Origin of the sequence: Streptomyces sp. NRRL S-378, from assembly GCF_000720645.1 — a bacterium.
Classification (GTDB): Bacteria; Actinomycetota; Actinomycetes; order Streptomycetales; family Streptomycetaceae; genus Streptomyces.
This window is the reverse complement of the sequence record NZ_JOBX01000015.1, coordinates 1-17,393: the sequence shown is the minus strand read 5'-3', so window position 1 is coordinate 17,393 and position 17,393 is coordinate 1. Positions and strand designations below refer to the sequence as shown.

Genomic DNA, 17,393 nt, shown 5'->3' with positions numbered 1-17,393 from the left:
AGCGCCAACGATTGTTCGTGCACCTTCGATAAGTGATCCTGATGACCATGGATCCGCACCTGCTCCGCACCTTCGTCACCGTGGCCCGGCTCTCCTCCTTCTCCGGCGCCGCCCGCGAGCTGGGCTACACCCAGTCCGCCGTCTCCCAGCACATCGCCGCGCTGGAAGGGGACCTGCGGGCGGAGCTCCTCACCCGCCGCCCCGTCGCACCGACCCCGGCCGGGGCGCGGCTCCTGGAGCACGCCGGACCGCTCCTGCTGCGGCTCGACGCCGCGCGGGCCGACGTACTGCGGCTGGCCGCCGCCCCGCCCGGCCGCGTCACCCTCGCCGTGTCCCCGCTCGCTGTGGGCCCGCGGCTGCTCGCGGCCCTGCCCGCCAGCGGCGTCACCCTGCGCGTGCTGCCCCCGGCCGAGGTGCCCGCCGCCGTGGCCACCGGCGGCTGCGACCTCGGGCTGGTCGACGGCCCGGCCGCACCGAGCGACCCGCTGCGGCTGCCCGACGTGGCGCCGCTCACGGTGACGGGAGTCGGAGAGGAGGAGCTGGCCGTGCTGCTGCCCGGCGGACACCCCTTCGCCGGCCGGGCCGCCGTCCGACTGGACGACCTCGCCGACGCCCGCTGGATCGACGCCCCCGGCGTCGGCCTGCCGCTCACCGCCGCCCGTGCCTCCGTCCGCTACGAGGGCACCGACCTGCTCGCCCTCTGCGCCCTGGCCGCCGCCGGGCACGGCCTCGCGCTCCTCCCGCGCCGCGTCGCCGAGGCCGCCGGCGCGGGCGTCGCCGTACCGCTGTCCGGCCCGCGCCTGGTGCACCGTACGGAACTGCTCTCGCCCGGCACTCCGACCGGCGCGGCCGCCGCCCTCGCGGCACGGCTCACGGCAGGATCCCCCGTATGGCGGATGACATCGACGCCGCAGGCCCCGCCCCCTTCACCGCGGCCGACTACGCCGCCCGCATGGCCTCGGCCGCGCGGAGCGCCGCCGACGCGGGACTCGCCGGACTGCTGATCGCCCCCGGCCCCGACCTCACCCACCTCACCGGATACCGCCCCACCGCCGAGACCGAGCGGCTGACCCTCCTGGTGCTGGCCGCCGGCCAGGACCCGGTGCTGATCGTGCCCGCCCTGGAGGCCCCCGACGCGGCCTCCGCCCCCGGGGCGGGCGCGCTGACCCTGCGGGACTGGGCCGACGGCAAGGACCCGTACGCGGTGACCGCGCCGCTGCTGGACATCCGCGGCCGTTTCGGGGTCAGCGACAACACCTGGTCCCTGCATCTCCTGGGCCTCCAGAGGGAGTTGCCCAACACCTCCTTCGCGGCGCTCACCGACTGCCTGCCGATGCTCCGCGCCGTGAAGGACCCCCGGGAGCTGGAGCGCCTCGCCGCGGCGGGAGCCGCCGCGGACGCCGCCTACGCGCAGATCGTCCACGTCCCCTTCGCCGGCCGCCGCGAGACCGACGTCGCCGCCGACCTGGCCGCCCTGCTGCGCGCGCACGGCCACTCCCAGGTCGACTTCACCGTCGTCGGCTCCGGCCCCAACGGCGCGAACCCGCACCACGAGGCGGGAGACCGCGTCATCCGCCACGGCGACATGGTCGTCCTCGACTTCGGCGGCCTGCGCTTCGGCTACGGCGCCGACATCTCCCGCACGGTGCACGTCGGCGAGCCCACCGCCGAGGAGCAGCGGGTCCACGACATCGTCCGCGAGGCACAGCAGGCGGGCGTGGCGGCGGTCCGGCCCGGCGTCGCCTGCCAGGAGGTGGACCGGGCGGCCCGGGCCGTGATCACCGAGTTCGGCTACGGCGACCGCTTCATCCACCGCACCGGCCACGGCATCGGCGTCACCACCCACGAGCCCCCGTACATGGTCGAGGGCGAGGAGCAGCCCCTGCTGCCCGGCATGTGCTTCTCCGTGGAGCCCGGCGTGTACCTCCCGGGCCGCTTCGGCGTCCGCATCGAGGACATCGTGACCGTCACCGAGGACGGCGGGCGCCGCCTCAACAACGCCCCGCGCGAACTCGCCGTCGTCGAGTAGGCCGGCGCCGTCAGGGGCCGAGGACCACCGCCGACTCGCCCGGCAGGTGGATCCGCCCGTCCGGCCCGGGGTGTTCGAGCGGCTCCCAGGACGCCAGCACCCGCACCCCGTTGCGGCCCAGGGCGATCGTCACCGGCTCGGCGGAGAGGTTCACGGCCACCCGTACGTCGCCCCGCCGGAAGGTGAGCCAGCGCCGCTCCTCGTCGTGGGCGACCCGGACCGCCGCCAGGTCCGGGTCGCGCAGGTCCGGGTGGGTGCGGCGGAGCGCGACCAGGGTGCGGTACCAGTCCAGCAGGCGCGCGTGCAACGGCTGTTCGGGCTCCGACCAGTCCAGGCAGGAACGGTCCCGGGTGGCCGGGTCCTGCGGGTCGGGGATCTCCTCGGCCTTCCAGCCGTGCGCCGCGAACTCCCGGCGCCGGCCGGACCGCACCGCCTCGCCGAGCTCCGGATCGGGATGGTCGGTGAAGTACTGCCACGGGGTGCGCGCGCCCCACTCCTCGCCCATGAACAGCATCGGGACGAAGGGCCCGGTCAGCGCCACCGCCGCAGCGCAGGCCAGCAGCCCGGGGGAGAGGGAGGCCGAGAGGCGGTCGCCGAGCGCCCGGTTGCCGATCTGGTCGTGGGTCTGGGAGTAGCCGACGAACCGGTGGGCGGGGGTCCGGCGGTGGTCCACCGGGCGGCCGTGCGTGCGGCCCCGGAAGGACGACCAGGTCCCGTCGTGGAAGAAGACCCGGGTCAGGGTCTTGGCCAGGGCGGCCAGCGGGGCCTCGGCGAAGTCGGCGTAGTACGCCTGGGATTCGCCGGTCAGCGCGCAGTGCAGGGCATGGTGGAAGTCGTCGTTCCACTGGGCCTGCAGACCCAGGCCCCCGGCGGCGCGCGGAGTGGTGGTGCGCGGGTCGCACCGGTCGGACTCGGCGATCAGGAACAGCGGTCGGCCGGTCTCGGCGGCGAGTGCGTCGACGGCCGCGGACAGTTCCTCCAGGAAGGTCAGCGCCCGCCCGTCGGCCAGGGCGTGGACGGCGTCGAGCCGCAGCCCGTCGATGCCGTAGTCGCGCAGCCAGGCGAGCGCGCTGCCGACGAGGTACGCGCGCACCTCGTCGGAGCCCGGCGCGTCCAGGTTCACCGCGGCGCCCCACGGGGTGTGGTGGGTGTCGGTGAAGTACGGGCCGAAGGCGGGCAGGTGGTTGCCGGAGGGGCCGAGGTGGTTGTGCACGACGTCGAGGACCACGCCCAGCCCGGCCGCGTGCGCGGCCGCCGTGAAGCGGGCCAGGCCGGCCGGGCCGCCGTACGGCTCGTGCACGGCCCAGGGCGCGACTCCGTCGTACCCCCAGCCGTGCCGGCCGGCGAAGGAGCACACCGGCATCAGCTCCACGTGCGTGACCCCGAGGGCGGCGAGGTGGCCGAGGCGGGCCGCCGCCGCGTCGAAGGTGCCCTCGGGCGTGAAGGTGCCGACGTGGAGCTCGTACAGGACCGCGTCCTGGAGCGGGACGCGGGGCGAGGGGGCGGACCGCGGGGCGAGGGCGTCGAGGTCCACGACGGCGGACATCCCGTCGGGGCCGTCCGGGAGCCGCCGGCCGCGCGGGTCGGGGCGCGGGACGGTGTCCCCGTCCAGGAGGAAGCCGTACCGGCTGCCGTCCCCGGCCGGGGCCTGCACGGTCCACCAGCCGTCCCGGTCCGGATCGCGCGCCATGGCGTACGTCTCGTCGTCGAGTCGCAGGGCGACCCGGCCCGTCAGCGGTGCCCACACCTCGAACTGCACGGGCGGCCCCCTCGTCTGTCGGCGGTGTCCAGCATGCTCATCCTGCCCATCATTCCGGGCGGGGCGGGGGAGTTCTGGACACTCCGCCCCCGACGGGCCGACAATCACCCTGTGACGTCGAGTTTCGAACTTCCTGCCTTCCCCGCGCCGCGGCTGTCGGACGCCGAGCGAGACCGTGCGCTGGGCCAGCTCAGGGAGGGTGCGGCCCTCGGCAAGCTGTCCCACGACACCTTCCTGCGCCGCATGGAACTCGCCCTGGTGGCCCGCCGTTCCGAGGACCTCGCGGTCCTCACCGCGGACCTCCAGTCCCGGGAGGCCGCCGAAAGCCCGTGGACCCGGAAGCTGTTCGGCTGGGTCGGCCGGGTGTCGGCGGTGTCCGCCGGGGTACGGCGCGCCTGGACGGCCGAGCGGCTGCCCAAGCTGCTGCTGCCCCACCCGAGCGCCGCGGCCCTGCGGATCGGCCGCGATCCGGGCAACGGGCTGCGCCTCAGCCACGAGACCGTCTCCCGGATCCACGCGGAACTGAGCCTGCGCGACGGGGTGTGGGTGCTCAAGGACCTCGGCTCCACCAACGGCACCAGCGTCAACGGCCGCCGCGTGACGGGCTCCGCGGTCGTCCGCGACGGCGACCAGGTCAGCTTCGGCAACATGACCTTCCGCCTCTCGGCGGGCTGAGCCGGGCGTCCGGCCGTCCGCCGGTCACGCCTCACCGGCCCCACCCGCCGGTCCCCCGGCGCTCCGTCGGCGGGAGGGACCGCGCAGGATGGCGGTATGGAACACACGCCTGTCATCCGCCGTGCCCGGGTCGGGGACCTGCCCCGGCTGGTCGAGCTCATCCACGAGCACGTCGCCTACGAGAAGTCGGCCCCCCGCCCCGTGGACCTCGCCGGGCGGCTCGGCCCGCGGCTCTTCGCCGAGGACGCCCGGCTGTGGGTGCTGCTCGCCGAGAACGCCGACGGGGCCGTCGCCGGGTACGCCGCCTGCTCCGCCGAGTTCGCCTTCTGGGACGCGCGCGACTACCTGCACATGGACTGCCTCTACCTGACCGCGGAGGCCCGCGGCCAGGGACTGGGCGCCGTCCTGGTGGACGGCGTGACGCGGCTGGCCCGCGAGCTGGGCCTGGAGCAGGTCCAGTGGCAGACCCCCGACTGGAACGAGGGGGCGATCCGCTTCTACGACCGGCTCGGCGCCGCCTCGAACCCCAAGTTCCGCTACACCCTGCCCGTGGGGCGGCCGGCCGCCACGAGCCGCGCGTAGGCGGCCAGGACCGTACGGGACTGGTGCTCCACCTGGGTGGCCACCGGGATCCAGCGGGCCCCGAACCGGGCCGCGAACTCCTCGCACCAGCCGGTGACCAGCCGGTCCAGCCCGGGCGCCGCCGGATGCCCCTCGGCGCGCAGGACCCGCAGCAGCATCGCCGCCGCGCGCAGCGACAGCCTGCGCCCGAAGGCGTCGATGCTGGCGATGTACGCCGCCGTGGCCTCCGCGGGGGCGCCGGGGCCGGTCCACTCGACGGCGATCCGGGGGATCAGCGCGAGCGTCCAGTCCACTGCGCGCAGCAGGGGGGCCGCGGCCGGGTCCTCGTGCGCGTCCGGCCCCGGCCGGTCCCGGCTCCGGGCGCGGTCACGGGCCTCGGCGACGAGCGCGGCGTCCGCGGTGAGCCGCCCGGCGAGCATCCGCAGGGCGCCGCGCGGGTCCGGGTGCGGGGCCGGGTCGTCCACCAGGTCGGAGGCCCACATGGGGACTTCGACGATCGCGGTGGTGCCGTCGTACCGGTGGGCGTGGTACCAGGTGCTCAGCCGGGTGTCCTCCGGGTGGAACGCTCCGGCCGCCTCGCTCCCCGGCTCCGGGATCACGAAGATCCCGGGCCCGGGGGAGGGCCAGCCGGCGGCGTCCGAGGCCCCGTTCTCCACCGGGATGCGCAGATCGGCGGCCGATTTCGCGAACGGCTCGGCGAGGCCCGGTATGTCCCGCGTGAGCTGCACCCAGGAGCCGCCGAGGTCGGTGGCGTGCAGGGAGACCTGGAGGACGGGCCGCAACTCGTCGATGAGCGCGAGGAGCGCCAGGGTCTCCGGCGGCAGCCGGTCCGCGGGCAGTAACGACGGCGCCCACTCGGGCTGTTCGGGCCCGGGCGGCCGGAAGAAGTACCGGTGGTAGTCCAGCAGCGAGTACGGGCGGGGCGTGCGGTGCAGGTCCGCGCCGTCCGGGTCGGCGCAGAGCAGGAAGTGCCAGCCGCAGCCCGCGCGCGGCGCCGGGTCGCGCAGGAGCCGGCGGGCGAGCGAGAGGGCCGTGGCCCCGCCGACGGGCTCGTTGGCGTGGGCTCCGGCGACGACGAGGACGTTGCGGGCGCCCCCACCGCCGGGGCGGTCCGACCGGTCCGGGCCGCCCCCACCGCCGGGGCGGTCCGACCGGTCCGGGCCGTCCGCGCCGTCCGGGCGGTGCGCCGGGTCCGGGCTGCCTGCGTCGCCGTCCGCGCGTTCCGCCCGGTCCGCGCCGCCCGGGCCGGCGGCGTGGTCTGCCGGGGCCGGGCCGTGCGTGCCGTCCGGGTGGTCCGCGCCGGCCGCTGCGGTCGCCGCTACGGACAGCACCCAGATCGGCTGCCCGGCCCGCGAGGTGCCGGCCTGGCGGAGCCGGACCTCGCCGGGGTGTTCGTCCGCCAGAGCGCGGGCGGCCAGCCCGAGTTCCTGCGGTGTGGGGTAGCACATGTCACGGAGGAGAGTCACAAGGGATGCCATGCCCGCCGGGCCCGCCGCCTACTGCTGTACGGGCCCCGCAGTTCCCCCGAGATCCGGCGAAACCCCTGGCCAAGGCTGTGCCGCACCGCCCCCGGCACGCCCCGCGCTACCGCTGGTGCAGGCCCCTGCCCGCCAGGCCCAGGAAGGCCTCGCCGACCGCCTCCGAGAGGGTCGGGTGGGCGTGCACGTGACGGGCCACGTCGGACGGCTCCGCGTCCCAGCCCACGATCAGCCGGCTCTCCGCGATCATCTCCGACACCTGAGGCCCCACCAGGTGCACCCCCAGCACACGCCCGCCCCGCTCGGCGACCACTTTCACCGTGCCGCCCCGCCCGTGCACCAGGCCCTTCGCCACGGCCGTCGGCGGCAGCGAGTCCGGCGCCTGGCGGCCTTCTCCCGGGGTCCCGCTGACCGGCGCGGCGGCGGCCTTCGCGGAGCTCCTCCGCTCCGGAACCCGGCGGCGCGGACCACGGCCGGACGGGACGGGAGCGGCCGGCGGGCCCGGTGCAGGGGTTCAGCGGCGTAGCCACACCCCCACCGGGCGGCCGTTCAGCAGCGTGGACACGTCGACCGAACTGCTGTGCCGCACAGGGGATGTCGGGTCGGAGGGGGAGGGGAGGGCCGGGGTCCACGTGCCGGGCGGCAGGTCCAGCCGGGTGCCGCGCCAGCCGCCCGACGCCGCCAGCCGGTGGGACAACCGGGTGGCCGCCACCAGCAGGCCCGGGGCCCGGGTGAAGGCCACCAGATGCCCGGCCGCCGGGCCCCGGGCCGCGAGCGGGGCGTAGCCGCGGAAGAGCTCCGGCCGGTCGCGGCGCAGCCGCAGCAGCGCCGCCGTGAGGGCCAGCTTCTCCTCGGCCGGGTCGTTCGGGACAGCACCCCCGTCCAGCCGGGCCAGCGCCGCGCGGGGGAAGTGCGCCGGGCGCCGGTTGTCCGGGTCCACCAGGGCCCGGTACTCGGTCTCCGCGCCCTGGTAGACCTCCGGGACCCCCGGCATCGCGAGGTGCAGCAGCGCCATGCCGAGCAGGTTGGCGCGGGCCGCCTCCGCGAGGTCCGCCGGCAGGTCGAGCGGGGCGGGGGCGTAGCCGGGTACGTCCGTCTCGTACTCCTCGTTCCGGTCGGTCCAGCTGGTGTGCAGGGCCGCCTCGCGGGCCCCCTTGAGCAGGGCGGCGGCCAGACGCGGCACCGCCTCGGGGGCCCGGCCGAGCCCCAGCGCGGTCTGCCGGGCCACCCAGGCCAGGTGGGGGTCGCGGGCGGCCTTCCCGCCGCCCGGGCCGTCGGAGCAGTCGGAGCCGTCGGGCCCGTCGGAGGCTTCGGGGGCCCGGGAGCCGTCGGCGGCGGTTCCGGCGGAGGGGTCCGCGGGGGAGTCCATCAGTTCCGGGGCCTGCGACAGCGCCGAGATGCGGGCCCGGACGTCCGCGCTGCGCTTGGTGTCGTGCGTGGACAGCACCGTGCCGGTGCCGGGCCAGTCCCGGGCCAGGGCGGCGCAGTACGCGTGGAACTCCTCGGGCGACACCGCGGGACGCCCCGGCTCCCCGCCCACCTCGGTGGCCGACAGCAGCGGCGCGTACCGGTAGAAGGCCCGGTCCTCCAGGGACTTGGCGCGCAGGGCCGCCGAGGTCTGGGCGAACCGGGCGGCGAACGCCGGATCCCGCAGCAGCAGCTCCCGTACGCCGGCCACCGCGGCCGGACCGGCCAGCTCGGCCGCCCGTTCCAGCGCCTGCGGCGGCAGCTCCGGCTCGCCGGGATAGGGCCGGTAGACCGGGAAGGCGATGAGCAACTCGCGGACCGCCGCAGCAAGTTCCCCGCCGGCGCGGCGCTCCAGCGCCCCCAGCTCGGCCGCCAGATCGCCGGTCAGCACCTCCCGCGCACAGGCCCGGGCCGTCTCCGCCCACTGCGGCAGCCCGGTCGACTCCCCGTACCGGGCCGCCAGTTCCGCGGCGCCCGCAGGATCGGTGAACACCCCGTCGACCCGGTGCAGCGCGTCGTACCCGGTGGTCCCCGCCACCGGCCATCCGGCCGGCAGCCGCTCGTGGCGGGCCAGGATCTTCTCCACGACCACCCAGCAGCCGTCGCCCGTCGCGGCCCGGAGCCGGCCCAGGTACTCCTCCGGGTCGGCCAGGCCGTCCACGTGGTCGATCCGGAGCCCCTGCGCGACGCCGTCGCGGACCAGCTCCAGCACCTTCGCGTGGGTGGCGGTGAACACCTCCGGCTCCTCCACCCGGACCCCGATCAGCTCCGAAATGGTGAAGAAGCGCCGGTAGTTGAGCGTGGTGGCGGTCTCCCGCCACCAGGCCGGCCGGTACCACTGGGCGGCCAGCAGCTCCGGCAGGGCCAGGTCCTCGGTCCCCTCCCGCAGCGGGAACTCCTGCTCCCCGTGGCGCAGCACCTCGCCCTCGACCCGCAGATCGCAGGAGTCCACGGGCCCCGGGAGCAGCGGGAGCACCACCTGTCCGCCGCCGGCCTCCCAGTCGATGTCGAACCAGCGCGCGTACGGCGAACCGGGCCCGTCCCGCAGCACCTCCCACAGGGGCCGGTTGAGCCGCAGCGGCGTCGGCACCGCCATGTGGTTGGGCACGATGTCGAGGACCAGTCCGAGGCCGTGCGCCCGGGCCGTCGCGGCCAGGGCCCGCAGTCCGGGCTCGCCGCCGAGCTCGGCCCGTACGCGCGAGTGGTCGGTGACGTCGTACCCGTGGGCCGATCCGGGCGCCGCCTCCAGGACGGGGGAGAGGTGCAGGTGCGACACGCCGAGCGAGGCGAGGTACGGCACGGCCGCCTCGGCCGCCGCGAAGGGGAATTCCGGGCGCAGTTGGAGGCGATAGGTCGACGCCGGAGTGACGGGTGTCGGAAGATCGGATTCCGATGCGGGGGTCGGGCGCGGCTGGCTCATGAGAACGTACGTACCCAACCTGCCGGATTCCGTGCCATGACCCAATGCATCCGAGTGACTGCGCCGGGTTAGTGTCGATCAAGTGCTCGGAACCGTCACCACGTATCGAAGAGTCATCGCCCTGACCGGGCCCCTCCTCCCGCTCGTCTCCTTCCTCGCCCGCCTGCCGGTCGCGATGTCCCAGTTCGGAAGCTTCCTGCTGGTCGCGCAGACCAGCGGCTCCCTGGCCACAGCGGGCATCGTCGGCGGCACCCTCTCCCTCGGCCAGGTCCTCTGCGGACCCGTCCTCGGCCGGCTCGCCGACCGGTACGGGCAGCGGCCCGTCGTGCTGGTCGCCGCCGCCGTCAACGCCGTCGCCACCGCCGCCCTCGTCGCCGGTGCCCTCACCCACCTCGCGACCCTCCCGCTCGCCGCGATCGGCGCCCTCACCGGGGCCTCCGTGCCGCTGGTCGGACCGCTCGCCCGGACCCGCTCCGTCGCCCTGGCCCGCCGCGCCGGGGCCGACGAGGGCGTCGTGGGCGCCGTCCACGCGCTCGAGGGCACCCTGGACGAGGTCTCCTTCGTCTTCGGGCCCGCCCTGGTCGGGCTCGCCGCGCTGATCGCACACCCGGCCTTCGCGCTGGCCGGGGCGGCCGGCCTCGTCGCCGTCTTCGGCGGTGCCTTCGCCCTGCACCCGACCGCCTCGGCCACCGCCGGATCACCGGCGCGCGAACGGCGCGCCGGACGCCGGGTCCGGCCGCCCGCCGTGGTCCACGCCGTACGGGGCTCCCTCGCGCTCCAGGGCGTGATGTTCGGCGCCTGCCAGGCCGGCATCACCGCGCTCACCATCCGCCTCGGCGTCCCGGACCAGGCAGCCGTCGTCTACTCCGCGATGGGCGTCGTCAGCGCCGCCGTCGGCCTCGCGCTCGGCGCGCTGCCCGCCCGCTTCGGCCTGCGGCTGCGCTGGCGGGTGGCCACCGGCGCCGCCCTCGTGCTCTCCGCGCCGCTGCTCGTCACCGACGGCCTGTGGCCGCTGTACGCGGTCGTCACCGTCCTCGGGGCCGCCTACGCACCGCACCTGATCACCGCGTTCGCCCTGACCGAGCGGGCCGTGGAACCGGACAGGCTCGCCACCGCCATGGCCTTCGCCGCCAGCAGCCTGGTGGCCGGGCAGGCCGCCTCGCTCGTGGTCGCGGGGCGCCTCGCCGAGAAGTACGGCCCGAGCGCGGCCTTCGCGGTGGCCGTGGGGGCGGCCGCGCTCTGCCTCGCCCTCGCCCTCGCCACCCCCGTGCCCGCCGCCCGTACGTCCGCCGCCCGTACGCCCGCTGCTCCGCCCGCCGAGACGCGCGCAGACCCGGGCGCAGAGCCGGGCCGTGACGTGGCGGGCGCCGGGGCGGGCCGGGGGGACGAGCCGGGCGCCGGGCCCGCCCCGCAGCCCGGACAGGACGGCGAACCGGGCGGACGGCCGGACCCGGACCCCGCCTACGCGGGCCGCTGAAGCACCACCAGACACCGTCCCGTCAGTGCCACCCGGTCGCCGGCCGCGTACTGCGGCCCGGTGCCGGGTGGCAGTACGTCCGCCCGGGCGGTGTCCACCACCAGCCGCCACTGCGCGCCGTGCCCGGGCGGCACGGTGAACTCCTGGGGATCCGCACCGGCGTTGAACATCAGCAGGAACGAGTCGTCGGTGATCCGCTCCCCGCGGCTGCCCGGCTCGGAGATCGCCTCCCCGTTGAGGAACACGGTCAGCGCCCGGGCGTGCTGCGCCTGCCAGTCCCGTGCCCGCATCTCCTCCCCGTGCGGGGTGAACCAGGCGATGTCGGAGAGCTCGTCGTGCGTGCCCTCCACCGGCCGGCCGTGGAAGAACCGGCGCCGCCTGAACACCGGGTGGTCACGGCGCAGCCACACCATCCGGCGGGTGAACTCCAGCAGCGAGGGGGCCGGTTTGCCGGGCTCCGGCCAGGCCACCCAGGACAGTTCGTTGTCCTGGCAGTAGGCGTTGTTGTTGCCGCCCTGGGTGCGGCCGAACTCGTCGCCGTGGCTGAGCATCGGCACGCCCTGCGACAGCAGCAGGGTCGCCGTGAAGTTGCGCATCTGGCGCTCGCGCAGCGCCATGATCTCCGGATCGTCCGTCGGGCCCTCCACCCCGCAGTTCCACGACCGGTTGTGGCTCTCGCCGTCCCGGTTGCCCTCGCGGTTGGCCTCGTTGTGCTTCTCGTCGTACGAGACGAGGTCGTTCAGGGTGAACCCGTCGTGGCAGGTGGTGAAGTTGATGGAGGCCAGCGGGCGCCGCCCGTCGTCCTGGTACAGGTCCGAGGACCCGGTCAGCCGCCCCGCGAACTCCGCGAGCGTGCGCGGCTGCCCGCGCCACAGGTCCCGTACGGTGTCGCGGTACTTGCCGTTCCACTCCGTCCACAGCGGCGGGAAGTTGCCGACCTGGTAGCCGCCCTCGCCGAGGTCCCACGGCTCGGCGATCAGCTTCACCTGGCTGACCACCGGGTCCTGCTGGACGAGGTCGAAGAACGACGACAGCCGGTCCACCTCGTGGAACTGGCGGGCCAGCGTCGCCGCGAGATCGAAGCGGAAGCCGTCCACGTGCATCTCGGTGACCCAGTAGCGCAGCGAGTCCATGATCAGCTGGAGTACGTGCGGGGACCGCATCAGCAGCGAGTTCCCGGTGCCCGTGGTGTCCATGTAGTGCCGCGGATCGTCCGACAGCCGGTAGTACGAGGCGTTGTCGAGCCCCCGGAAGGACAGCGTCGGGCCCAGGTGGTTGCCTTCGGCGGTGTGGTTGTAGACCACGTCGAGGATCACCTCGATCCCGGCCTCGTGCAGGGCCCGCACGGCGGACTTGAACTCCAGCACCTGCTGGCCGCGGTCGCCCGAGGCGTAGCCGTTGTGCGGGGCGAAGAAGCCGATCGTGTTGTAGCCCCAGTAGTTGCTCAGTCCGTCATTGACCAGACGGTGGTCGTTGACGAACTGGTGCACCGGCATCAGCTCCAGTGCCGTGACCCCGAGCTTGGCGAGGTGGCCGATGACCGCCGGGTGCGCGAGCGCCCCGTAGGTGCCGCGCAGTTCCTCGGGCAGGTCGGGGTGGCGCATGGTCAGGCCCTTGACGTGGGCCTCGTACAGCACGGTGTGGTGGTACTCGTGGCGCGGCGGCCGGTCGTTGGCCCAGTCGAAGTACGGGTTCACCACCACCGAGCTCATGGTGTGCGGGGCGGAGTCCAGGTCGTTGCGGGAGTCGGGCCGGCCGAAGTGGTAGCCGTACACCGCCTCGTTCCAGTTCACCCGGCCGCTGATCGCCCGCGCGTACGGGTCCAGCAGCAGCTTCGCCGCGTTGCAGCGCCGGCCGCGCTCGGGCTCGTACGGGCCGTGCACGCGGAAGCCGTAGCGCTGGCCCGGCATGATCCCCGGCAGGTACGCGTGGCGGACGAAGGCGTCCGTCTCCCGCAGTTCGACGGCGGTCTCCGACCCGTCGTCGTGGAGGAGGCACAGCTCGATGCGCCGGGCGGCCTCGGAGTAGACCGCGAAGTTCGTTCCGGCGCCGTCGTACGTGGCGCCGAGGGGATACGCCTGTCCCGGCCAGACCTGCATAGACAACGACTCTTCCCTCGGTGTCGAAAGACGTCCCGGATGATCCGGCATGGACCGCGTCACTGCCAGATCTTCCCCGAAAGAGGGTCCTCACGCGCGGACTTGGGAGTGGTCCTACCGGGTGACCCGCAGAGCTGATAGGCGGGTCAGCGGACTGTCCGTGCATCCGATAATGGGTCAATGGACGGTCTTGGTAAGCCTCATCGGGCTGCACCGGGCCGCACGCGCGGGATACCCTTCCGTGATCACTGGAGACGGGCGTCCAGACGCAGAAGGCGGTGCACGGGTGAGCTCGGGAGGTCTGGAGCTGCCCCCTGGTGACAGCAGTCACGAGGGTGGCCCGGCGGACGCCCCAGGAGGTGTCCCCGGCGGGGCGCCGACGGGGATCCCGGCAGGGACGGTCTCCCTGGCGGGCGGGCCGGCGGAGGCCGGGAGCGCGGGGGCCGGCGCCGAGCTGGACTGGGGCGCGGAGGCCTGGAGCGAGGTCCGTACGCGGGCGCAGCGGGCCGGCCGGGCGTACATCTGGCTCAACCTGATCGAACAGCGGCTGCGGTCGGTCGTCGGCGCGGTGCTGCGGCCGATCTACGAGCCGGTGCACGGCGGGGACGACTGGGTCGTCGCGGCCGCCGGGCCCGCCGGGCAGGAGTGGGTGCAGCGGGCGGTGGCCGTGCGCGAGGTCAGCCGGCGCAAGGGCTACCTGCTCGACTCCGCCGACGACAACGTGCTGAGCTTCCTGACCCTGCCGCAGCTGCGGGAGCTGATGGTCCAGCACTGGCCGTGCTTCGAGCCGTACTTCGACGACCGGCGCGAGATCGAGCTGGCCCTGGACGAGCTGGAGGTCACCCGCAACGTCGTCTCCCGCAACCGGGCGCTGTCGCGGCCCGTGCTGGAGCAGGCGGAGCGGGCCTCGGCGCGGCTGCTGGAGGTGCTGGGCGGCGGATCGGGCAGCCCCGCCGCGGACCGGCTGCCGATCGACGCCGTCGAGGACCTGGTGGGCGACCGGTACGCGGACGTCGTCTCGGTCCACCCGGACCGGGTGCGGCTCCAGCGCAACCTGCCGGCGGAGGACCTCTTCGGGGGCGCGCGGCGGCTCGACGCCATCGGGATAGGTCTCAACCTGCTCGTGCAGAACTTCTCCGGGCGAAGACTCGTCCGGCTGACGGAGGCGGGCTGCCGGGTGCGGCTGCTGTTCCTCAACCCGGCGAGCAGCGCGGTCAAACGGCGCGAGCGGGAGCTGGGGCTGCGCAAGGGCGAGCTGAGCCGCTCGGTGGAGATGAACATCCTGCACGTGCGACGGGTCCGGGCGGGGCTGCGGGACCCCTCGCGCTTCGAGATCCACGTCTTCGACGAGACGCCCCGCTTCACCGCCTACCTGGTGGAGGGGCAGTCCTCGGGGATCGCGGTGGTCCAGTCGTACCTGCGGCGGGCGCGGGGGATGGAGTCGCCGGTGCTGGTGCTGCGGGGCGGCGGGCGCGGGGTGCCCAAGGACGCGGACCACGGACTGTTCCAGACCTACCGTGAGGAGTTCGAGTCGATGTGGGAGGACTCCCGCCCGGTGTCGTGAGCCTCCCGCAAGGGGGCGTCGCCGGGCTTGTCAGTGGCCCGTGGCAGGCTGAAACCCGTTGACCGAAGGTGTACGGGGGAAGGACACGGGGTGGAGGACCAGCGCGGTACGGGGGGCTGGCACGGCCGGGTGCTGATCGGGTTCGACCTGGAGACGACCGGCACGGAGCCGGGCGAGTCGAGGATCGTGACGGCGGCCGTGGTCGACGTGCGCGGCGGGGTGGTGCACGAGCGGCGCGGCTGGCTCGCGGATCCGGGGATACCGATTCCGGAGGGGGCCTCGGCCATCCACGGGATCAGCACGGAGCGGGCCGTCGCGGAGGGCCGCCCGGTGCGGGAGGTCGCCGACGAGGTCGCGCAGGCGCTGGTCGCGCACTGGCGTACGGGGGCGGTGGTCGTCGCGTACAACGCGGCCTTCGACCTCACACTGCTGAGCGCCGAACTGGCCCGGCACGGGCTGCCCTCGCTGGCCGACCGGCTGGGCGGGGCGCGGACCGGCCCGGTGGTCGACCCGCTGACCATCGACCGGGCCGTGGACCGATTCCGGCGCGGCAAGCGGACCCTGGAGGCCGTCTGCGGGGTGTACGGGGTCACGCTGGAGGCGGCGCACGACGCGGGCGCGGACGCGCTGGCCGCGGTCCATGTGGCCCGCGCGATAGCCGAGCGGCACCCGCAGGTGGCCTCGCTCACCCCGGCCGACCTGCACGCCCAACAGGGCACCTGGCACGCCCGGTGGGCCCGGGACTTCCAGTCCTACCTGCGCCGCCAGGGCACCCCGGACGCGGTGATCGACACCGCCTGGCCCCTGCGCGACCTGGTCCCGGCCTGACCGGACCCGGCCCGACGGGGCAGTGGCGGGCCAGGTGACGCGGTGACGCGGTGCGCGAACGTCAGCCACGCCGACCCCGTACGGATGTGCGACGATCTCTCGTCGCACATCACCCTGGGGGGCCCATGACAGCCGCATCGGCGTCCGGAAGACGCCTGATCTCCACCGTATTGACCTGTCTGCTCGGCGTCCTCGCGGCGCTGCTCCTGCCGGTGGGCACCGCTCAGGCCGCACCGGTCGCCGAGGACTGCGTCAGCGTCACCGAGGGGCGGTACGCGGGCACGTTCACCGCGCCCGGGCAGACGCACTGCCTGGAGCTGCCGAGCCCGCAGGGCGCCCGGATCGCCGCCCTCACCTCGCGCGGCGGCGCGGGCCTGACCGTCCAGGCCGAGGTGGTCGATCGCAACGGCACCGCGCAGTGCAGCGCCGGTGACCTGGCGCGGGGCGCGTGCGCACTGACCGGAACGGCACCGTTCCGCGCGCTGGTGCGCGCCGACGACAGCGGGGCGAGCGGTCCGTACGGCGTCCACCTCGTGCGTACGGACGTACTCCAGAAGGACTGCCAGACCCTGCCCGCGGGTACGTTCGCCGACGATTCGGGGACGGTGCGGTTGGAGACCGGCAACGGCGTCTTCTCGCACTGCCTGACGATTCCGGCCGACGCGCACTCCACCTCCGAGCTCCTCCGTGTCCGCTACAGCCTTCCGGACGACGCGGACCTGTTCCCGGACTACGCGATCACCGTGATTGACACCGAGGGCAACGGGCCTTCCTGCCACAGCCACCCCACCCCGGGCCAGCAGCTCCGGACCGACGGCCTCACCAGCTGCTCCTTCACCGCGGGCAAGGCCTACACCGTGCTCCTCGAAGGCCAGGACGTCCCGCGCGGCCACACCCTGGACCGCCGAGACGTCACCGCCGCGGCCCGCGGCTGCGCCACCTCCGCGGCCACGACGGTCGGAGCCGCGGCCACGACCGGGTCGTCCGGCCAGAGCGGCACCCTGCGCTGCCACCGGATCACCACGGCTGCCGCCACGGACCGGCTGCACATCGACGTCCGGGACGCCCACGACAGCACCAACATGCTGATCATGAACAACGCCGGCGGCATCGCCTGCCATCCGCGGACCTGGGCGTGCACGCCCACCGGGTCCACCGGCTACCAGGTCGTCACGCAGGCTCCCGAGAACTGGTCCCTGCCCGCTTCCTACCGCCTCGACGCCTGGCGGATCGCCACGGCCGCCGGGCCCGCCGCCGACTGCCCGCGCGTCGGGTCGGTCGCGTACGGGTACGGTCCGCTGACCGGCACGCTCTCCGAGGAGCGGACCGGCGTGTGCGCCGTCCTGCCGAGCGTCTCGGGCGACCGGTTCAGGGCCGACATCGCCGCCACGGACGGCGGGACCCACACCCCGCGGCCCTCGCTGTACAGCAAGACCGGGACCGACCTCTGCATGAACACCTCGTCCTCGTACGAGTGCCAGGGTTCCGACCAGAGCCTGTTCGTCCTCGCGCTGCCGGACCGTACCGACCGTACGGCCTACCGCGCCGAACTCGTCTGCACCAGCGCGCCGTGCGGCTCGGACGAGGTGACCGTCGGGACGGTCACGCCGACCACCGTGCAGAGCGGTACGGTCGCGACCCTCACCGTGCAGGGCACGGCTCTGGGCATGAGCACCACCGTCCAGCTGACCGGCGGCCCGGCGCCGCTGACGGCCACCACCGTCTCGGTCTCCGACGACGCCCGCACCCTGAAGGCGACCGTGGACCTGCGCACGGCTCCCGCCGGCCACTGGAACATCCGCGTGAGCGCGCTGGGCTCCCAGTACGCGGCGGGCACGCTGACGGTGACGCCGCCTCCGGTCTCGGGCCTGGGCACGTACAAGCCGGTCACGCCGACGCGGCTGATGGACACGCGCGTCGGGCTGGGTGTGCCGAAGGCGAAGGTGGGCCAGGGCGGGACCGTGACCTTGCAGGTCGCGGGTACGGCGGGCATTCCGGCGTCGGGTGTCACGGCT

11 protein-coding genes and 2 pseudogenes are annotated in these 17,393 nt (G+C 74.9%); 8 read left to right on the top strand and 5 right to left on the bottom strand.

Going from position 1 to position 17,393, the window contains the following annotated elements:
* The first annotated feature begins 47 nt into the window (after positions 1–47).
* Together IH80_RS0113575 and IH80_RS0113570 are read left to right on the top strand one after the other, a co-directional pair.
* Positions 48–1,004 carry a LysR family transcriptional regulator gene (locus tag IH80_RS0113575; protein WP_078906507.1) on the top strand — a complete coding sequence of 319 codons (957 nt, stop codon included), beginning with the start codon at positions 48–50 and terminating at the stop codon, positions 1,002–1,004.
* The gene (locus IH80_RS0113570; RefSeq protein WP_030960418.1) at positions 890–2,029 is read left to right on the top strand and encodes a M24 family metallopeptidase; all 1,140 of its coding nucleotides are present in this window, start codon (positions 890–892) and stop codon (positions 2,027–2,029) included. The genes IH80_RS0113575 and IH80_RS0113570 overlap by 115 nt, the downstream gene beginning before the upstream one ends.
* Before the next feature lie 10 nt (positions 2,030–2,039).
* On the opposite strand, the gene treZ is transcribed toward IH80_RS0113570, so the two are convergent.
* A complete protein-coding gene (gene treZ, locus IH80_RS0113565; protein ID WP_030960417.1) occupies positions 2,040–3,788 on the bottom strand; it encodes a malto-oligosyltrehalose trehalohydrolase in 1,749 nt (582 codons plus the stop codon).
* A gap of 111 nt (positions 3,789–3,899) precedes the next feature.
* Between treZ and IH80_RS0113560 the strand changes: the two genes are divergently transcribed.
* On the top strand, positions 3,900–4,463 hold the full coding sequence (locus tag IH80_RS0113560) for a DUF1707 and FHA domain-containing protein (protein WP_030960416.1): 564 nt from the start codon (positions 3,900–3,902) through the stop codon (positions 4,461–4,463).
* Between the two features lie 96 nt (positions 4,464–4,559).
* Complete coding sequence (locus IH80_RS0113555) at positions 4,560–5,045, top strand: GNAT family N-acetyltransferase (RefSeq protein WP_030960415.1); 486 nt, start codon at positions 4,560–4,562, stop codon at positions 5,043–5,045.
* On the opposite strand, the gene IH80_RS0113550 is transcribed toward IH80_RS0113555, so the two are convergent.
* From IH80_RS0113550 to treY, 3 genes and pseudogenes are all read right to left on the bottom strand, one after another.
* Positions 5,000–6,493 carry a M14 family zinc carboxypeptidase gene (locus IH80_RS0113550; protein ID WP_078906500.1) on the bottom strand — a complete coding sequence of 498 codons (1,494 nt, stop codon included), beginning with the start codon at positions 6,491–6,493 and terminating at the stop codon, positions 5,000–5,002. The two genes, IH80_RS0113555 and IH80_RS0113550, sit on opposite strands and share 46 nt — an antisense overlap.
* A 136-nt stretch (positions 6,494–6,629) precedes the next feature.
* Positions 6,630–6,899 (bottom strand): annotated as a pseudogene (locus IH80_RS0113545) (dihydrolipoyl dehydrogenase); the annotation flags it as partial.
* A 138-nt stretch (positions 6,900–7,037) separates the two neighbouring features.
* The gene (gene treY / locus IH80_RS0113540) at positions 7,038–9,410 is read right to left on the bottom strand and encodes a malto-oligosyltrehalose synthase (RefSeq protein WP_051809254.1); all 2,373 of its coding nucleotides are present in this window, start codon (positions 9,408–9,410) and stop codon (positions 7,038–7,040) included.
* A gap of 82 nt (positions 9,411–9,492) precedes the next feature.
* Here treY and IH80_RS0113535 point away from each other — a divergent pair, with 82 nt between their 5' ends.
* Positions 9,493–10,887, top strand: coding sequence for an MFS transporter (locus IH80_RS0113535; RefSeq protein ID WP_078906499.1), 1,395 nt, complete (start codon positions 9,493–9,495; stop codon positions 10,885–10,887).
* On the opposite strand, the gene glgX is transcribed toward IH80_RS0113535, so the two are convergent.
* Positions 10,872–12,986: a glycogen debranching protein GlgX gene (gene glgX, locus IH80_RS0113530; RefSeq protein ID WP_030960410.1), complete on the bottom strand. Its 2,115-nt coding sequence runs from the start codon at positions 12,984–12,986 to the stop codon at positions 10,872–10,874. The two genes, IH80_RS0113535 and glgX, sit on opposite strands and share 16 nt — an antisense overlap.
* A 286-nt stretch (positions 12,987–13,272) precedes the next feature.
* Between glgX and IH80_RS0113525 the strand changes: the two genes are divergently transcribed.
* The 3 genes and pseudogenes from IH80_RS0113525 to IH80_RS0113515 all read left to right on the top strand — a co-directional run.
* A complete protein-coding gene (locus tag IH80_RS0113525) occupies positions 13,273–14,550 on the top strand; it encodes an SAV2148 family HEPN domain-containing protein (protein WP_030960408.1) in 1,278 nt (425 codons plus the stop codon).
* Positions 14,551–14,640: 90 nt separating this feature from the next.
* On the top strand, positions 14,641–15,378 hold the full coding sequence (locus tag IH80_RS0113520) for a 3'-5' exonuclease (protein ID WP_030960406.1): 738 nt from the start codon (positions 14,641–14,643) through the stop codon (positions 15,376–15,378).
* 125 nt (positions 15,379–15,503) lie between these two features.
* Positions 15,504–17,393, top strand: a pseudogene (locus IH80_RS0113515) (hypothetical protein); the annotation flags it as partial.